General features: G+C 67.1%; 16 protein-coding genes and 1 riboswitch. All 16 genes read left to right on the forward strand.

Annotated elements, in window-relative coordinates:
* The first annotated feature begins 128 nt into the window (after window positions 1-128).
* The 16 genes from secD to AAK988_RS06795 all read left to right on the forward strand — a co-directional run bounded on the left by secD (window position 129) and on the right by AAK988_RS06795 (window position 17,318).
* Window positions 129-2,816: a protein translocase subunit SecD gene (gene secD, locus AAK988_RS06720; protein WP_369872587.1), complete on the forward strand. Its 2,688-nt coding sequence runs from the start codon at window positions 129-131 to the stop codon at window positions 2,814-2,816.
* A gap of 163 nt (window positions 2,817-2,979) precedes the next feature.
* Window positions 2,980-3,303 carry a DUF1292 domain-containing protein gene (locus tag AAK988_RS06725; RefSeq protein WP_369872586.1) on the forward strand — a complete coding sequence of 108 codons (324 nt, stop codon included), beginning with the start codon at window positions 2,980-2,982 and terminating at the stop codon, window positions 3,301-3,303.
* Window positions 3,304-3,330: 27 nt separating this feature from the next.
* Window positions 3,331-3,555 (forward strand): response regulator transcription factor, encoded by a 225-nt coding sequence (locus tag AAK988_RS06730; RefSeq protein ID WP_016308454.1) that lies wholly within the window; start codon window positions 3,331-3,333, stop codon window positions 3,553-3,555.
* Window positions 3,556-3,738: 183 nt separating this feature from the next.
* Window positions 3,739-4,572, forward strand: a complete 834-nt coding sequence (locus AAK988_RS06735) for a hypothetical protein (RefSeq protein ID WP_369872585.1) — start codon at window positions 3,739-3,741, stop codon at window positions 4,570-4,572.
* Window positions 4,573-4,576: 4 nt separating this feature from the next.
* Complete coding sequence (locus AAK988_RS06740) at window positions 4,577-5,575, forward strand: hypothetical protein (RefSeq protein WP_369872584.1); 999 nt, start codon at window positions 4,577-4,579, stop codon at window positions 5,573-5,575.
* Between the two features lie 120 nt (window positions 5,576-5,695).
* Entirely contained in the window at window positions 5,696-6,700 is a 1,005-nt protein-coding gene (gene nirJ2, locus AAK988_RS06745) for a putative heme d1 biosynthesis radical SAM protein NirJ2 (protein WP_151429806.1), read from the forward strand.
* Between the two features lies 1 nt (window position 6,701).
* Window positions 6,702-7,733: an ABC transporter substrate-binding protein gene (locus tag AAK988_RS06750; protein ID WP_369872583.1), complete on the forward strand. Its 1,032-nt coding sequence runs from the start codon at window positions 6,702-6,704 to the stop codon at window positions 7,731-7,733.
* A gap of 39 nt (window positions 7,734-7,772) precedes the next feature.
* A complete protein-coding gene (locus AAK988_RS06755; RefSeq protein WP_369872582.1) occupies window positions 7,773-8,771 on the forward strand; it encodes a FecCD family ABC transporter permease in 999 nt (332 codons plus the stop codon).
* Window positions 8,764-9,612: an ABC transporter ATP-binding protein gene (locus AAK988_RS06760; RefSeq protein WP_369872581.1), complete on the forward strand. Its 849-nt coding sequence runs from the start codon at window positions 8,764-8,766 to the stop codon at window positions 9,610-9,612. Before AAK988_RS06755 ends, AAK988_RS06760 begins: the two co-directional genes overlap by 8 nt.
* 179 nt (window positions 9,613-9,791) lie before the next feature.
* Window positions 9,792-9,954: riboswitch (FMN riboswitch) on the forward strand.
* Between the two features lie 154 nt (window positions 9,955-10,108).
* Window positions 10,109-10,747 carry an ECF transporter S component gene (locus tag AAK988_RS06765; protein WP_016308463.1) on the forward strand — a complete coding sequence of 213 codons (639 nt, stop codon included), beginning with the start codon at window positions 10,109-10,111 and terminating at the stop codon, window positions 10,745-10,747.
* Entirely contained in the window at window positions 10,748-11,707 is a 960-nt protein-coding gene (locus AAK988_RS06770; RefSeq protein ID WP_369880533.1) for an energy-coupling factor transporter ATPase, read from the forward strand.
* Window positions 11,683-12,693, forward strand: a complete 1,011-nt coding sequence (locus tag AAK988_RS06775) for an ATP-binding cassette domain-containing protein (RefSeq protein ID WP_369880534.1) — start codon at window positions 11,683-11,685, stop codon at window positions 12,691-12,693. The genes AAK988_RS06770 and AAK988_RS06775 overlap by 25 nt, the downstream gene beginning before the upstream one ends.
* Window positions 12,686-13,486, forward strand: coding sequence for an energy-coupling factor transporter transmembrane component T family protein (locus AAK988_RS06780; RefSeq protein ID WP_242369389.1), 801 nt, complete (start codon window positions 12,686-12,688; stop codon window positions 13,484-13,486). The genes AAK988_RS06775 and AAK988_RS06780 overlap by 8 nt, the downstream gene beginning before the upstream one ends.
* A gap of 13 nt (window positions 13,487-13,499) precedes the next feature.
* Window positions 13,500-13,928 carry a pyridoxamine 5'-phosphate oxidase family protein gene (locus AAK988_RS06785; protein WP_135970173.1) on the forward strand — a complete coding sequence of 143 codons (429 nt, stop codon included), beginning with the start codon at window positions 13,500-13,502 and terminating at the stop codon, window positions 13,926-13,928.
* A 273-nt stretch (window positions 13,929-14,201) separates the two neighbouring features.
* A complete protein-coding gene (locus AAK988_RS06790; RefSeq protein WP_161471545.1) occupies window positions 14,202-15,632 on the forward strand; it encodes an alanine/glycine:cation symporter family protein in 1,431 nt (476 codons plus the stop codon).
* Between the two features lie 255 nt (window positions 15,633-15,887).
* Window positions 15,888-17,318, forward strand: a complete 1,431-nt coding sequence (locus tag AAK988_RS06795) for an alanine/glycine:cation symporter family protein (protein WP_242369387.1) — start codon at window positions 15,888-15,890, stop codon at window positions 17,316-17,318.
* Window positions 17,319-17,437: the final 119 nt, after the last annotated feature.

A 17,437-nucleotide genomic window follows, 5' to 3' on the forward strand; every position in this document is an offset into this window, starting at 1 on the left:
CGCCGCGTCGGGGGAGGCTGGGGCGCTTATCGCGCAAGAAGAGCCACCGCGCGAGAAAAGGACGGAAGCGCGCTAAGAGAACCAGGGCGCGCAGGAGAACGGAACGCGAAAGAAGAAGGTCGCATCCCATGGCATTGGAACGCAACGTCAAGAAGAAGCCGGCCCGCACGGCGGATCGCCGCAATGTGTGGCTGCTCATCCTCACCACTCTGCTCATCGTCGTGTCGGCGGTGCTGTTCACGCCGCCCAACGAGAAGATCAACCAGGGCCTCGATATCCAGGGCGGCCTGTCCGTGGTGCTGACGGCGAAGTCCACCGACGGCGAGCCGGTCACGCCCGAGGACATGGAGAAGTCCCGCGCCATCATCGAGAGCCGCGTGAACGCGCTCGGTGCCTCGGAGGCCACGGTGCAGGAGCAGGGCACCGACCAGATCCTCGTGCAGATTCCGGGTCTGTCCGACACCGAGCAGGCCCTAGCCACCATCGGCCGCACGGGCTCGCTGGAGTTCGCCCGCCTGGATTCCTTCACCGACGAGGAAGTGAAGGAGGCCATCGAGAACGGCCAGTACGCCGGCGAGGGCACTGTGACCGACGGGTTCGGCAACGCCTTCCCCTCGGGCAAGACCGAGCACCTGAAGGTGGAGCCGGGCACCTACACCCCCATTGTCACCGGCGCCGACATCACCAACGTGACCGTAGGCCGCGCCTCGGAGACCTCGAGCGACTACGCCGTGAACATCACCTTGAACAGCCAGGGCACCAAGGCCTTCGCCGAGGCCTCCCGCGAGTTGGTGGCCGACCACGGCCTCATCGTCATCATCCTGGACGGCGAGGTGCAGTCGGCCCCGGCCGTGCAGTCCGAGATTCCCAACGGCGAGGTGTCCATCACCGGCAACTACACCCTGGACGAGGCCAAGAACCTCCAGACCATCCTGGAATCCGGCTCGCTGCCCGTGTCCTTCGAGTACGCCCAGTCCCAGGTGGTCGGCCCCACCCTCGGCCAAGATGCGCTGGTCTCCGGTGTCGTCGTGGCCCTGATCGGCCTGGCGCTGGTCATGCTGTACCTGCTGTTCTTCTACAAGGGCCTCGGCCTCATCACCGCCGCGGCCATGGCCGTGTTCGCCGTGCTCTACCTGGGCATTCTGGCCGCTCTGTCCGCCTTCGGCCTGTTCAGCCTGTCGCTGGCCGGCATCGCCGGCATCGTGCTCACTATCGGCATGGCCGCCGACTCCTCCATCCTCACGGTGGAGCGTTTCCGCGAGGAGATTCGCATGGGCCGTTCGGTGAAGGCTGCCTCGCTCACCGGTGTGAAGCATGCCATCCTCACCTCCATCGACGCCGATCTGGTGACCATGGTCTCGGCGCTGTGCCTGTTCTTCCTGGCCGCCTCGTCGGTCAAGGGCTTCGGCATGACGCTGGCGCTCGGCATCATCTGCGACATCGTGATGATGGTCATTTTCAAGGCGCCGCTCATCCGCCTGCTGGCCCCGAAGGTCATCGCCCGCCACCCCGGCTTCTGGGGCATCAAGGACTCCATCGATGCCTCCAAGGGCTACGCTGAGCTGGCCGCGGCCGAGGGCACCTCTGAGCGCGAGGCCGAGATCGGAAGCCAGATGAACGCCGCCGAGACCCGTGCCATTGTGGAAGAGGACGACCCGGCCGATGCCTCCCAGACGGTGAGGGCCGTGCGCAAGATCCGCGGCCGCTTTATCAAGCACGACATCAACTTCCTCGGCTACCGCAAGATCTTCCTGACCGCCGCCGCCATCGCCATGGCCCTGTGCTTCGTCGTGGTGGGCGTGCGCGGCCTGAACTTCGGCATCGAGTTCGTGGGCGGCACCTCGGTGGCCTTCCATGGCACCGGCGACGTGACCATCGAGCAGATGCGCGACGCCTTCAACGAGGCTGGCGAGCCCGACGCGGTCATTCAGACTACCGAAACGGGTGGCGAGCCCGGCTTCCTCGTGCGCACTACCACCACCTCGGCCGAGGATGCCACCACTCGTGCCAATCAGGTGGCCGACAAGCTCGGCCTTGAGTCCAGCGACTTCGAGGTGACCACCATCGGCCCGGACTGGGGCGCCAGCGTCATCCAGAGCTCGGTCATCGCGTTTCTCGTGTCCATCCTGCTCATCATCGTCTACATTGCCATCCGCTTCGAGTACAAGATGGGCGTCATGGCCATTGTGGCGCTGCTGCACGACCTCATCCTGGTGGTGGGCATCTACGCCTTGGTGGGCCGGGAAGTGAATCCGAACACTATCGCCGCCCTGCTGACCATCCTGGGCTACTCGCTCTACGACACCGTGGTCGTGTTCCATCGCATCAACGACAACATGAAGGGCGAGGACATCCGCTGCACCTTCATGACCATGGCCAACCACTCCATGAACCAGGTGTTCATCCGCACCATCAACACGACGCTCACTTCGTTCATCCCCGTGTTCGCCATGCTCTTGTTCGGCGGCGAGACCCTGAAGGACTTCGCCTTCGCCATGGCCATCGGCCTCATCGCCGGCTCCTACTCGTCCATCGCCATCGCCTGCCCGCTGTATTGTATGTGGAAGACCCGCGAGCCGAAGTTCGCGAAGCTGCAGAAGAAGTACGGCACCGAGATCGGCCGCTTCGAGTTCGATCACTCGGCCTCCACGGGCATCGCCCAGGTGCCCCTGGCCCGCCTGGAGGCCCAGCGCGCCGAGGCTCCCGTGGCCGAGGCTGCCGGCGAGACGACGCCGACAGGCAAGCACGCCGCCCCGGCCAAGCCGAAGCAGGGGAGCAACAAGAAGAAAAAGCACCGTCACGGACGGGCCCAATAGCGGCCTGTGCCGGTCGGGGCCACGGGGTATTCTGATTCGCTCTACAGTCCTCGCTTTGGGGAACAGGACATTTAGTCCTGTTCCCGTCGCTGCGGAACTCGCTCGGTCAGAACACCCCGTGTCCCCTCTGGGCTTTTCCGTAGTTGAGACGAAAGAGGTTTTCATGGTACGCGAAGGTTCCGCCCCCAATTTCTGCCCGCCGACCGAGGAGGGCGTCACCATCACTCTGGTGGACGAGAAGGGCGAGCAGGTCGAGCTGGAGTTCCTCGGCCTGGTGCTGAAGGGGGAGAGCTCGTTCGGGTTCTTCTTCCCCGTTGACGACGAGCATCCGGCCACCTCTTCGGGCGAGGTCGTGGTGCTGGAGGTGACCGAGGTGGACGGCGAGGGCCAGCCGGCCTCCTTCGAACTGGTGGACGACGAGGTCATCGCCGCCGAGGCCTACGCCGACTTCCAGGAGGCCGCGAAGGACCTCTACGACTTCGCCTAGGCCCCGGCCTTCAGCGCCCCGCTCCCCATGATTCTCGTCACCGATCCCGATCACGGGCTGACCCTGCGCGAGCAGCAGATCCTCTACTACATCGCCGGCGGTCTCTCGAACAAGGAGATCGCCGGGCGCCTGACGCTGTCCGAGCAGACGGTGAAGGCCCATCTGTCCCACATGACGGCCAAATCGGGCCGCGCCAACCGCGCGGCGCTCGTGACCTACGGCTTCGAGACCGGCATCTTGCGGCGCTGCTAGGAGGGAGCGCGGCGCGGCTGTTCGCGCCCGCTGCCCGCAGCGCCTGTGCAGCCGTCGCGTCGGGTGGCTCATCGGCTGTACCGCGCGCCCAAACGGCGCCATGTAGCCCGTTTGGGCGATACCGGGCGGTGCCCCTTTCGCTATGATGGGGATGTTACGAGAGAGGACGAGTCCGCAAGCCCCATGCTCCTGTTCTATTTGGAAATAGTCTGCGTACTGGCCTACGGCGCGGCGAGCGCCCTGGCGGCCCACGGCATCCTGCGCGAGCGGGAGGGCAGCGCACGGGCGGCCAGGGCGCTCTTCTTCGCGGCCGTGGCATTGCACTCCGCCGTGATCGGCATCGAGTCCACCACCACCTCCGGCACGCTGTTGTCGGGGCCGAACATCATCATGCTGGCTGCCTGGGTTCTCGCCGTGGTGACGGCGGTGGGACTGGTCGTCACAAGACGCGGCCTCGGCTTTGCGCTCATTGTGGGGCCGGTGGCGGCGCTGCTCATCGTGGCCTCCCAGTGGCTGAAGATCCTCGATCCGGTGAGTGCCGACAACATGGCCCTCTACCAATGGCCCCTGCTCGTGCCCCATATCGTGCTCGTGTTCGCGGCCTGCGCCTGCTTCGCAGTGAGCGCGGCGGCCTCGGGGCTTCTGCTGTACCAACGCCGCCTTATGGCGCGTCGATCCGCCAAGTTGTTCTCGCTTGATACGCCGGCCCTCGACACTCTGGCCACCATCGCCCGCGCTGCGGCCCTCGCGGGGCTCGTGGTATTCGTTGGGGCCATGCTCATCGGATTCACCCATATGGTGGCGCTCTCGGCGGCCATGACCCACTTCCACTGCCAGGGAAGTGTGGGCTACCTCTGGCCGCGTATTGTCTTGTCTCTTCTCGTGTCGGCGGTGTGGAGCCTCTATGCCGTCTTCTCCTTCCTCGCGCCCTGCGCGGTGGGCACCCGCACCCGAGCCCTCCTCTCCATCGGCGGCTTCGCGGCTATGCTCGCGCTGATCGCCGTTTCGGCCGGGTGACGCCATGACGCTCGTCATGGTCGGTGCCAACCCGCGCAGGGCGCCCTTCCTTCCCTTGTCCGCATCCCTTGCCGGGGAGGGCGCCCTGGGCGCCGTGCTGACGGCGCTTGCCGGGCACCGGAGCGTGGCTGAGGCGCTCGTGCTGGCGACGGGGGAGCGCTTCGAGGTGTACGCCGTCGTGGAGGACGGCATGGATTCCTACGATCTTGTCCTGGGGCTGCTCGGCAGTGCGACGAATGCGGGGGCGGATCTGGCCGCCCACGGCTACTTTGCCGAGGGCGCCGATGCGGCGGCCCACCTGTTCGCCGCGGTGGCCGCCATCGACGAGTTTGCGGCCGCTGATGAGGATATGGCCGCGGCCTGGTGTGCTGGGGTTGCCCCGGCTCGGGCGCGGGGCTCCTTCGGGCCGCGGCTCGAGGCGCTCGGCGATGCGGCCCGCGCCCTTGCGGCCCGATTGGCCGCGGCAGACGGCGCGGAAACGGCCGATGCGCTCGGCGCGACCGTGGCCGAGCTGGCGCGGCGCGTGTTCGACCACCTTGACCGGCGGCAGGTGCTCGCCGTGGGCGATGACGGGCTTGTGGCCGCCGCGGTGGCCGCTCTTGCCCAGGCCGGCCTCGGGCGCTTCTCCTTCGTCGGCGCAGCTCCCGCCCCGCACGGGGCCGCGCAGGCCTCGCCGGTCGTTTCCGCCGAGGCGCTGCCCGTGGCCCTCGGCAACGCCGACATCGTCGTGGCCGCACCAGGCGCGGTGCCCCTGCTCGACAAGCGCGCCGTGAGAGCGGCCATGCGCAGCCGCCGCGGCCGTGCGATGCTGCTCGTCGACGTGTCGGCGGGGCATGCGGCCATCGATAGCCGCGCGGCATCCATCGACGACGCGTTCCTCTACACCCGCGATGACCTGGTCCGGCTCACCCAGGACGCACCCTGGTCCCAAGCCGGCCGTACTGCCCAGCGTCGGGCCGCCGTGGCCGAGGCGGTTCGCGATTTCTCCTACCAGTTAGCCTGAACCTACTTTTGTTGCGTCCAACCTAGGCCGTTCAGGTGATGCCCGGCCGGCGCCTTCGCGGCTATGCTCTTCCTATGCTCGAGAAGCATGCAGTGAGACCATAGGAAAGGGGAGAATCCCATGATCGTATCGTGGATGACCACGAACCAGTGCAACCTGAAGTGCGTGCACTGCTACCAAGATGCCGAGGAGGCCACGGATCGCGAGCTTTCCACCGACGAGGCGAAGAAGATGATCGACGAGATCGCCAAGGCCGGTTTCAAGATCATGATCTTCTCCGGCGGCGAGCCGCTTCTGCGCCCCGACATCTACGAGCTGGTGGCCCACGCGGCTTCCTGCGGGCTGCGTCCGGTGTTCGGCACCAACGGCACGCTCATCACCGATGAAGTGGCCCAGAAGCTGAAGGAGGCTGGCGCCTGCGCCATGGGCATCTCCGTGGACAGTCTCGTGCCCGAGAAGCACGACAAGTTCCGCGGCCTGGCCAACGCCTACGAGCTCACCCGTGCCGGCATCGAGGCCTGCAAGCGCGCGGGCCTGCCCTTCCAGCTGCACACTACCGTGGTGGACTGGAACCGCGACGAGGTGTGTGCCATCACCGACTTCGCCGAAGAGATCGGCGCCATCGCCCACTACATCTTCTTCCTGATCCCCGTGGGCCGGGGCGAGTATATCCAGGAGACGAGCCTGGAGGTGCTCGAGAACGAGGCGCTTTTGCGCGACATCATGCGGAAGTCGGCGGAAGTGTCCATCGACGTGAAGCCTACCTGCGCCCCGCAGTTCACCCGCGTGGCCAAGCAGCTCGGCATCGACACGCGCTTTACCCGCGGCTGCCTGGCGGGGCTGACCTACTGCGTCGTGGGCAGCGAGGGAATCGTGCGCCCCTGCGCCTACATGACCGAGGAAGCCGGCGACGTGCGGATGCAGCCCTTCGACGAGATCTGGAAAACGAGCCCCGTCTTCGAGCGCCTGCGCACCCAGGCCTATTCCGGCGCCTGCGGCACGTGCGATTACAAGGACGGCTGCGGCGGCTGTCGCGCCCGCGCCGCCTACTACCACGACGGCGACATCCTGGCCCAGGACGACTACTGCGCCCACGGGCAGAAGCTGGAAGAAGAGGAGAACTAGCATGAAGAGAATCGTCCTATGTGCCATCGCGGCGGTGCTCGCCCTGGCCCTGGTTGGATGCGGCCAGCAGGAGGCCGCCGCTCCGGCTGCCGACAACACCGCCGCCCCGGAGCAGCAGGCTCCCGCATCCGATGCGGCCGGCGCCGATGATGCCGCGCCCGGACCGGTCACCTTCACCGATGATTTGGGCAACGAGGTGACCGTGGACAACCCTCAGCGCGTGGTGGCCTGCATGGGCAGCTTCGCGAATGCCTGGGAGCTGGCCGGCGGCACGCTCGTGGGCGTGTCCGACGACGCCCTTCAGGCGGCGGGCTGGACCATCGCGAGCCCCGATGTGGCCACGGTGGGCGATTTCGCCAGCGTGAACCTGGAGGCCATCATCGCGCTTGACCCCGACTTCGTCATCATGACGAGCGGCACCGGCGGCCGCGGCGGCGATTCCAGCCAGGCCGACCTGCGCGACGCGCTCGTGGGCTCCGGGATTCCCGTGGCGTACTTCCAGGTGACCACGTTCGACGACTACCTGCGCCTCATGCGCACCTTCACCGACATCACCGGCCGCGAGGATCTCTACGAGCAGAACGCGGCTGCAGTGGAGCAGGCCATCGATGACATCGTGGCTCAGGTGCCGGCCGAGAACCCGCCGACGGCGCTCGTGCTCACCACGTTCTCCGGCGGCACCCGCGTGCAGGCCCCCGAGACCCAGACCGGCGCCATGCTGGCCGACCTCGGCGTGAACAACCTGGCCGGCGAGAATCGCAGCCTCTTGAAGGACTTCAGCCTGGAAGCGGTTATCGAGATGGATCCCGACTTCATCTTCGTTATCCCCATGGGCGACGATGCCGAGGCGGCCATGCGCAACTTGGAGGAGGCCACGGCGGCCAACCCGGCCTGGTCCAGCCTGTCGGCGGTGCAGAACGGGCGCTACATCACCTTGGACCCGACCCTGTACCTCTCCAAGCCCAACGCGCACTGGTCCGATGCCTACCAGGGGCTCTTCGACAGCCTCTACGGGCAGCCCGCGCGCGGTTAGAGCGGCCCCTTCCCGTAAGATGACGAGGATGGCAGCCCTATGAGCAACATTCCGAAGAACATCGTCGTCCTGGCTTCGACCGCCGTCCTGCTGGCGGTGGCCGCGGCCGCGGGCCTGATGCTCGGCGCCTCCTCGGTGAGCCTGCCGGAGCTGGCGGCATGGGCGGCAGGCACCGATGTGCCCGATACGGCCCGCAGCATTCTGGAGAACGTCCGCGTCCCGCGCGTTTTGGCGGCGCTGCTGGCCGGCGCGGCCCTCGCCACCTCCGGTGCGCTTATCCAGGCATCGCTCGACAACCCGCTTGCGAGCCCCAACGTCATCGGTGTGAATTCCGGCGCGGGACTGTTCGTGCTGCTGGCCGCCTCCCTTGCGCCCGGAGCGCTGTGGCTCACGCCCCTCGCGGCTTTCGCCGGCGCCTTGGCAACGGCGCTCATCATCTTCGCGCTGTCACTCGGCGCGGGGGTCAGCCGACTGACCGTAGTGCTCGCCGGCATTGCCATCACCACCGTGTTCGGCGCCGGCATGAACACCATCCTCATCGTGGACCCCGATGCCTACGTCGGCTCGTCCACCTTCCTCGTGGGCGGCCTTTCCGGCGTGCTCATGCGCGATCTGGGCTGGCCGGCCGTCTATATCGCTGTGGGGCTTGCGGCGGCGCTCGCCGGTGCATCGAAGCTGAACATCCTGGCGCTCGGCGACGAGGCGGCCCACGGGCTCGGGCTCAATGTGAGCCGGTTGCGCCTCTCCATGCTCGCTGTGGCCGCGGTGCTCGCCGGCGCCGCCGTCTCCTTCGCGGGACTGCTCGGCTTTGTGGGGCTTGTGGTGCCGCACCTGGTGCGCTTCTTCGTCGGCTGCGACAACCGGTGGGTGGTGCCGGTGTCCGCTCTGGCCGGAGCTGCCTTCGTCGTGGGGTGCGATCTGCTCGCCCGCGTGCTGTTCGCCCCCTACGAGCTGCCCGTCGGCATTCTGATGGCGTTCATCGGAGGTCCTTTCTTCATCTACCTCATCTTGAAGAACAAAGGAGGCGGCCTTGATTGAGCACGCTGCGAAAACCGAGGCCGCCGCCTGCACCTCTGCGCAGGCGCAGCTATGCGCTATCCGCTACGACAACGTGGCATTCTCCTACAAGCCGGGCGCCCCCTTCATCGAGGGGCTTTCCGCCCGCATCGAATCCGGATCGGTGACGAGCATCATCGGCCCTAACGGTTGCGGCAAGTCCACGCTCGTGAAGCTTGCCAGTGGTTTGCTGCGCCCGGCGTCGGGGCGCGTGGAGGTGAAGGGCCGCGACACCGGTTCTCTCTCGGCCCGCGAGCGCGCCCGCGAGCTGGCCGTGCTCGCGCAGTCCTCCCGCGTCCCGCCTGTGAGCGTGGAGGCGCTCGTGGCCTTGGGGCGCCACCCCCACACGGGCATGGGCGGACGGCTCGGGCCGTGCGATCGCGAGCGGGTGGAGGCGGCTCTCGAGCGGGCCGGTGTGGCGCGCTTTCGCGATCACGATGTGCGCAAGCTCTCCGGCGGCGAGCGGCAGCGGGCCTTCGTGGCCATGACGCTGGCCCAGGACACCGACCTCATCGTGCTGGACGAGCCCACCACCTATCTGGACATTAACGCCTGCCACGACCTCATGGCCCTCGTGCGCGATCTGAACCGGCGCGACGGCAAGACCGTGGCCATGGTCATTCACGACCTGGACCTGGCCCTGCGCTACTCCGACCGTCTCGTGGTCATGGAGCGCGGACGCGTCACGGCCGAGGGGTCGGCCGAGGAGGTGCTTGCCGCCGGCGCCATCGAGCGCGCCTTCTCCATGGACATCTGCCCCCACGAGCGCCATCGGTCCGATGGCGCCGCCGATAGGGGCTATGTGCTGTATCCGCGCTTCTAGGGGCGTGGCGCGCGGGATGGGCGCGAAGGAACGCGAGGCGCTGGGCCCCGGTTCGCATTCCGCGAAGAACGGAAACGGCGGGGGCGTGCGTCTATCGCCGGGGCCTATGGCCCCAGGGCCGCGCCGATAGCCCGGGGGCTTGCGTGTTCGGCCCGCCTGCCCTACAATGCATCCCGTGAATTCTGTTTCAGGGCGAGGTGAAAATCCTCACTGGCGGTAAGCATGGCGGCGCATCCGAGCGCTTCCGGCAAGCCCGCGACCCTGCGAAGCCCGTGCGGCTTCCAGGCTGACCCGGTGAAAATCCGGGGCCAACGGTTACAGTCCGGATGGAAGAGGCAGATGTTCGCGCACCGGCCCTGCAGGGCCGGCACCCGGCAAGGGGCGCGCGAACCGACGAGGCCTGTATGAACCGAATTCATACGGGCTCGTTTTCTTTCTGGCGAGGGGAAGGCGAATCCGCGCAGACAAGATGCCTCGCCGGAAGAAGGTGATTCCCATGGCCGACAAGCCCACCAACCACCCTGCTGCTGCAAGCCCCGTGCGCCCCGCGAAGACTCCCACGGCCCAGCGTGCCCTGGCCAACACGAACCGCTGGTCCACCCGCGTGCTCGTGACCATCGCGCTGCTCTGCGCCATCTCGGTGCTGCTCACGTTCGTGGAGTTCCCGCTGCTGCCCGGTGTGGCGTGGCTGTCCTACGATGCCTCGTTCATGCCCGCCATGGTATGCGGCTTCGCCTACGGGCCCGCCGCCGGCCTTGCCTGTGGCGTCATTTCCGTAGTGGCCCATGGCATCCTGTTCGCCGACTTCACCGGCGCGCTCATGAACTTCCTCGTGGTCATCGGCTACGTGCTGCCGGCCGCCATCGTCTACCAGCGCATCCATAACTTCAAGGGCGCCGTCATCGGGCTTGTGCTCGGCATTGTGGTGGCCGTGGTCATGGCCGTGCTCGGCAACCTGGTGGTCACGCCCGCCTGGCTCGGGGTGCCGGTGGACGCCGTGGTGGCCATGATCGTGCCCATCCTCATTCCGTTCAACTTGGCGAAGGGCATCCTGAACTCGGTGCTCACGCTTATCGTGTACAAGGCCATCTCAAATCTCATCACACCGAAGAAAGACCAAGTGAAGGGCTTCTAAGTGACGCAATCTGTCCCCTCTCCCGACCGAATCGCCGCTGCGGGCGCAACCGCGCCCGACGGCCATGCCTCCCCGGCCGGCTCGCTGCAGGGCGGCGCTGGGGCGGGCGCCCGTACGGACGGCTCCGCCGAGGAGGTGTTCGTCGATTTCCGCGACGCGGGCTTCACCTACGACGGCGAGCGCTTCGTCTTCCGCCATCTGGACCTCACGGTGCCCCAAGGGCAGTTCCTCTGCCTGCTCGGCGGCAACGGCTCGGGCAAGTCCACGCTCGCCAAGCACGTAAACGCCTTGCTTCTGCCCGACGAGGGAGAGGTGCGCGTGTTCGGATGCGACACGCGCGACGACGAGCAGACCTACTTCATCCGCTCCAACGCCGGGCTCGTGTTCCAGAACCCGGACGACCAGATCGTGGCGAGCCTCATCGAGAACGACGTGGCCTTCGGGCCCGAGAACCTGGGCGTTCCCAATCCGGAGCTGCGCGAGCGGGTGACCCGGGCGCTCGCCGAGGTGGGCCTCATGGGCTTCGAGGAGCACGAGACTCACGCGCTGTCCGGCGGCCAGAAGCAGCGCGTGGCCATTGCCGGCGTGCTGGCCATGGACCCGGCCATCCTCATCCTGGACGAGGCCACGGCCATGCTCGATCCGCGCGGGCGCGCCGGGCTCATGCGGGTGGTGCGCGAGCTGCACGCCGCGGGCATGACCGTGGTGATGATCACCCACTACATGGAGGAGGCCGCCGCGGCCGAGCGGGTGGTGGTGCTCGACGGCGGCGCGGTGGTGCTCGACGGCGCGCCCGCCGAGGTGCTCACCCGGGCCGACGAGCTGCGGGCGCTGTCCTTGGAGGTGCCGTTCGCCTGCCGGCTCTCCCTCAGGCTGCAGGCCGCCGGCGTGCCTGTGCGCACCTGCATTGCCGACGACGAGCTGAAGGAGGAGCTATGCGCCTTGCGTTCGAAGATGTGAGCTACTCCTATGACGGCGGCCAGGCGAAGCGCCGCCGCGGGAAGCGGGCCGCCGAGAAGCAGGAGCGCCGCGCCGACTGGGGCAACGCCCCCGATGCGCGCTGGGCTTTGCGCGAGGTGACGTTTGCCGTGGAACCGGGGGAATTCCTCGGTGTGGCGGGGCATACCGGCAGCGGCAAGTCCACGCTCATCCAGCATATGAACGGGCTCGTGCATCCCACCTGCGGCAGGGTCACCGCCGACGGCGAGGACTTGGCCGCCAAGGGCGTTGCCGCCACGGTGCGCGGCCGGGTGGGCCTTGTGTTCCAGTACCCCGAGAACCAGCTGTTCGCCACCACGGTCTACGATGACGTGGCCTTCGGCCCGCGCAATATGAAGCTGCCCGAGGAGGAGGTGGCGCGCCGGGTAGAAGAGGCCCTCGCCCTCGTGGGCCTGTCGGTCGACGAGATCGGCGAGCGCAGCCCCTTCGACCTGTCCGGCGGTCAGCAGCGCCGCGTTGCCTTCGCCGGCGTGCTCGCCATGGAGCCCGAGGTACTCGTGCTCGACGAGCCGGTGGCCGGCCTGGACCCGCTTTCCCGCGCCGATTTCCTGGCGCTCATCGCATCGTTTCACGCTTCGGGGATGACGGTTGTGATGGTGTCGCACTCTATGGAGGATCTGGCGGTGTTGGCCGACCGCATCCTCGTGCTGTCCGAGGGCCGCATGTTCTCCCTCGGCACGCCCGCCGAGGTATTCGCCGACCCGGCGGCCTTGAAGGCGGTGGGGCTGGCCGCCCCGGCGCCCCAGGCCTTCGCGAACGCCCTGCGTGAGGCGGGGTTCGCGCTTAACCGCGCGCTCTACGACGAGGAGGCGCTTGCGGCCGATATTGCCGCGCAGCTGGATGGCATCGCGAACGGCACGGGCGAGGTGGCTGCCGATGCCGGCAATGCCGCTCCGGGGGCTGCCTGCGGCGACCTGTGCGCCGAGGGCGGTGTCGATCATGGCTGAGCGCGCCATCATCGGCCAGTACTGGCCCGAGGAATCAGCGGTGCACGCCATGGATCCGCGGGTGAAGTTCGTGCTGTCCCTTGTGCTCATGGCGGCGGTGTTCTGCGCCGCCACCCCGCTTTCCCTGGCGGTGGCGGCGTTGTTCGTCGCCGGCTTCTACGCGGCGTCGCGCATCCCGCTTATCCAGGTAGTGCGCGCTTTGGCGCCCTTGCTCGTGCTCGTGGTGCTGACGGCGCTTCTGAACGTGTTGTTCGTCCAAGGCGGCCAGGTGTACTTCCAGTGGGGCGTTATCTGCATCAGCGAGAAGGGCCTGCAATCGGCCGTCTTCATCGGCTGTCGTCTGCTTTTGCTGCTTATGGGTATGAGCCTGCTCACGCTGACCACCACGACTCTGGATATCACTGCGGCCTTCGAGCGTCTCATGGCGCCGCTGGCCCGCATCGGCGTACCCGCTCACGAGCTCGGCATGATCCTCGGCATCGCCCTGCGTTTCCTGCCTCAGTTCATGACCGAGCTCGGTGTCATCTACCGGGCCCAGGTCAGCCGCGGGGCCCATTTCAACGTGAACCCCTTCAAGGGGGGCGTGCGCACGCTCACGGCCCTTATGGTGCCGCTGTTCGCGAGCGCCTTTCGGCACGCCGAGACGCTCTCGGGCGCCATGGAGGCGCGCTGCTACCATGGCGGCGTGGGCATAACGCGCCTGAACCCCCTTGCTCTCACCTGGCGCGACGGCGTGGGTACGGGTGCCATTCTGCTTATGCTGGCCGCCGTCATCGCCGTGAACTTCATTTAGAAAGGAATTTCCCATGTCCCAAGGAAAAGAGACCATCGTCAGCTACCTGACCAGCGTTCCCGCGTGGTACCTGTCCACTGTGGAGGAGACTCCGGAAGGGCCACGGCCCCACGTGCGCCCCTTCAGCTTCGCCATGATGCAGGACGGCGACATCCAGTTCTGCACCGCCACCACGAAGGACTGCTACCGCGAGATGGCCGCGAACCCCTCCGTGGAGCTGACCGCCTGGAAGTCGGGCGCCGGATGGGTGATCCTGCGCGGCAAGGCGAACCTGACCGACACCGCCGACGCCCGTACCCGCGAAGAGGGCTTCAAGCACATGGTGGCCCTCGGGGAAGATTGGGCGAGCGCCGACGACGAGCGTCTGACCTTCTTCACCATCGAGGACGCCGAGGCCTGGATCTGCGACATCGACGGCAGCTGGAACCCGGTGCAGTTGTAGCCGCCATCGGCTGTAACGAAGTTGTTCCCTGTGCGGCCCATCTGCGGCCGCACTGCTCTTTTCCGAGGTGAGGATTGGGGGCGTGAGAGAGGTCGGCACAAGGGGAGCGGGGAAGTCGACGAGGGGCGGGAGGGGCCCGCGCGCAGATTCCGCAGTCTCGGAAATAATGGTGTAAAATTCATACACCATTATTTCCGAAAGCGAGGACTTGTTTGAGCACGGGGTCCTCCCGCCCCTCGTCGGCGGACGAACTACGGGAGGCCTCTCTCACCTATGACTGACATCCTCACCACTATCGACTCCATCGTGTGGGGCCCCGCGATGATCGCGCTCCTTCTGGGCACCCACGTCTACCTCACCTTCCGCACCGGCTTCATCCAGCGCAAGCTGCCGGCGGCCATCCGCAGGTCGGTGCGCCGCGACCCCGACGGCAAAGGCGATATCTCCAGCTTCGGGGCCCTGGCCACGGCGTTGGCGGCCACCATCGGCACCGGCTCCATCGTGGGCGTGGCCACGGCGCTTCTGGCAGGAGGCCCGGGTGCCATCTTCTGGATGTGGATCGCCGGCCTGTTCGGCATTGCCACTAAATACGTGGAGACCTATGCGGCGGTGAAGTACCGCGTGCGTGACCGGCGCGGCCAGATGATGGGCGGCGCCATGTTCGTGTGGAAGCGGGCCTTCGCCCGGCCCGATGGCACGGTGCCCTGGTGGGCGACGCTAGGGGCCGTGGCCTTCGCCGCCTTCGCTATCATCGCCACCATCGGCACCGGCTCGGCGGTGCAGGCGGCGGCCATCTCGGGTATCGTCACCTCGTCCATTCCCGCCATTCCGGCCGTGGCCGTGGGTCTGGTCGTCGTGGTGGCCGTGGCGGCGGTCATCTTCGGCGGCGTGAACTCCATCGCCCGGGTGTGCGAATGGCTCGTGCCCGTCATGGCCGGCGCCTACGCCCTCGGCTGCCTCGTCATCATGGCCATGAACGCCCCGGTGCTGGGCCAGGCCGTGGGGCTCATCCTGGAATGCGCTTTCACGGCGAAGGCCGCCTTCGGCGGGGCCGTGGGCTCCGGCATGATCATGGCCCTGCAATTCGGCTGCGCCCGCGGGCTGTTCTCCAACGAGAGCGGTCTGGGCACCGCCCCCATCGTGGCGGCCGCTGCCAAGACCCGCAACCCGGCCGACCAGGCGCTCATCTCCATGACCGGCGCCTTCTGGTCCACCGGCGTCATCTGTCTGCTCACCGGTCTCGTGCTCGTGTCCACGATGATCGCCCATCCCGAGATCGGCCAGGAGATCCTCGCCGATCCCTCCATCGCCACCGGTGCGGCGCTGGCCAGCGCCGCCTTCGCCGAGATTCCCGTGTTCGGCACGCCCATCCTGGTGCTCGGTATGTGCTCGTTCGCCTACTCCACCATTTTGGGCTGGAGCTACTACGGCAACCGCTGCGTGGCCTACCTGTTCGGGCCCAAGGGCATCAAGCCCTATCAGATCGTGTACGTGGCCGTGGCCTTCTTCGGGGCCATCGGGGTGGGGGACGTGGTGTGGACCATCTCGGATATCGGCAACGCGCTCATGGCCATCCCCAACATCATCGTGGTGCTGTTGCTGTCGGGCATGATCGCGCGGGAGACCCGGCATTTCGTCTACGAGGGGCATCTGGACGAGGAGTACGCCGAGCCCGTGCCCGTGGTGGACAAGGCCCAGCTGTAGCACCGGGGCCGCCGACGGGCGAAACCGCGCCCCGCGCCCGCGCATGCCCCACGGCGCGCGGGGCGTGCGGCTGCCGTTCGCTGGTAATTCTCTCATTGTTAACATTGCCGCTCAGCTTCTCTGCCTATAATGCGGGTACTTTAGCGCGTTAAAGTGCCCGGGTCGCTCTGGCGGCGGCTCGGACCGCGATGGGGTTTGGGGGCCTTACGCTCGCGGGCCCTGTGCCGACGCGCCCGTAGGAGAGGAGTGCGATTCATGGATATGATCGTGAACGCCATCAACGCCATCGACGGCTTCGTATGGGGACCGCCGATGCTCGTGCTGCTGCTGGGCAGCCACATCTTTTTGACCTTCCGCACCGGGTTCATCCAGCGGAAGCTGCCGACGGCCATCAAGCTATCGGTAACCAAGGACCCCGACGCCCCCGGAGACATCAGCCAGTTCGGCGCCTTGTGCACGGCCCTGTCGGCCACCATCGGCACCGGCAACATCGTCGGCGTGGGCACGGCCATCATCGCCGGCGGCCCGGGCGCGGTGTTCTGGATGTGGATTACCGGCGTCTTCGGTATCGCCACCAAGTACTCCGAGACCTTCGCCGCGGTGAAGTACCGCGTGAAGGACCACAACGGCAACATGCTCGGCGGCGCCATGTACGCCTGGAAGCGCGGCTTTGTCGACAAGGCTGGCAACACTCCCTGGTGGGCCATGCTCGGCGCCGGCGCCTTCGCCCTGTTCGCGGCCATCGCGTCGTTCGGCATTGGCTCGGCCGTGCAGTCCTCGGCCATGACCGAGGTTATCTCCACGAACCTGCCCGGCGTGCCGGCTTGGGGTATCGGCCTGGCCATCGTCATCATGGTGTCCGTGGTCATCTTCGGCGGCGTGAAGGTCATCTCCAACGTCTGCGAGAAGCTCGTGCCCTTCATGGCGCTCGCCTACATCTGGGGTTGTGTGGTCATCCTCGGTATGAACTGGGAGCTTGTCTGGCCGGCGCTCTGTCTCATCGTGGAGAGCGCCTTCACGGCCAAGGCGGCCTTCGGCGGCGCGCTCGGTTCCGGCCTTATGCTGGCGCTGCAGTTCGGCTGCGCCCGCGGCCTGTTCTCCAATGAGTCGGGCCTCGGCTCGGCGCCCATCGTGGCCTCGGCGGCCGCTACGCGCAACCCGGCGCGCCAGGCGCTCGTCTCCATGACCGGCACCTTCTGGGACACCGTGGTCATCTGCCTGCTCACCGGCCTCGTGCTCGTGTCCACTATGCTCGGCAACGCCGACCTGCAGGCTGAGATCATGGCCGGCAACATTACCGCCGGTGCGGCCCTGTCCTCGGCGGCCTTCGCCGAGATCCCCTACATCGGCACGCCCATCCTCATCTTCGGCATGATCCTGTTCGCCTACTCCACCATTCTCGGCTGGTCCTACTACGGCAACCGCTGCGTCACCTACCTGTTCGGCAAGCGCGCCATCCGCCCCTACCAGATGCTCTACGTGCTGGTGGCCTTCCTCGGCGCCATCGGCGTGGGCGATGTGGTCTGGACGGTCTCCGATATCACCAATGCGCTCATGGCCATCCCCAACATCATCATGGTACTGCTGCTCTCGGGCCTCATCGCCCGCGAGACGCGCCACTACGTGTACGAGGGCAACCTCGAGGAGCGCGACGAGGCCCCCATCCCGCAGCTGGACAGCAAATAAGGTTGTCGGGGGCGGTTTCCCCGATCCGCGGACGCCTCGCTGCCTAGCGCGAAGCTGTGGGTTTGATTCAGAACGAAGGCGATCCTCTGCGGAGGGTCGCCTTTCTTTTATACTGGGCC

The sequence above is a fragment of the Adlercreutzia muris genome, assembly GCF_041223505.1.
Taxonomy (GTDB): Bacteria; Actinomycetota; Coriobacteriia; order Coriobacteriales; family Eggerthellaceae; genus Adlercreutzia; species Adlercreutzia muris.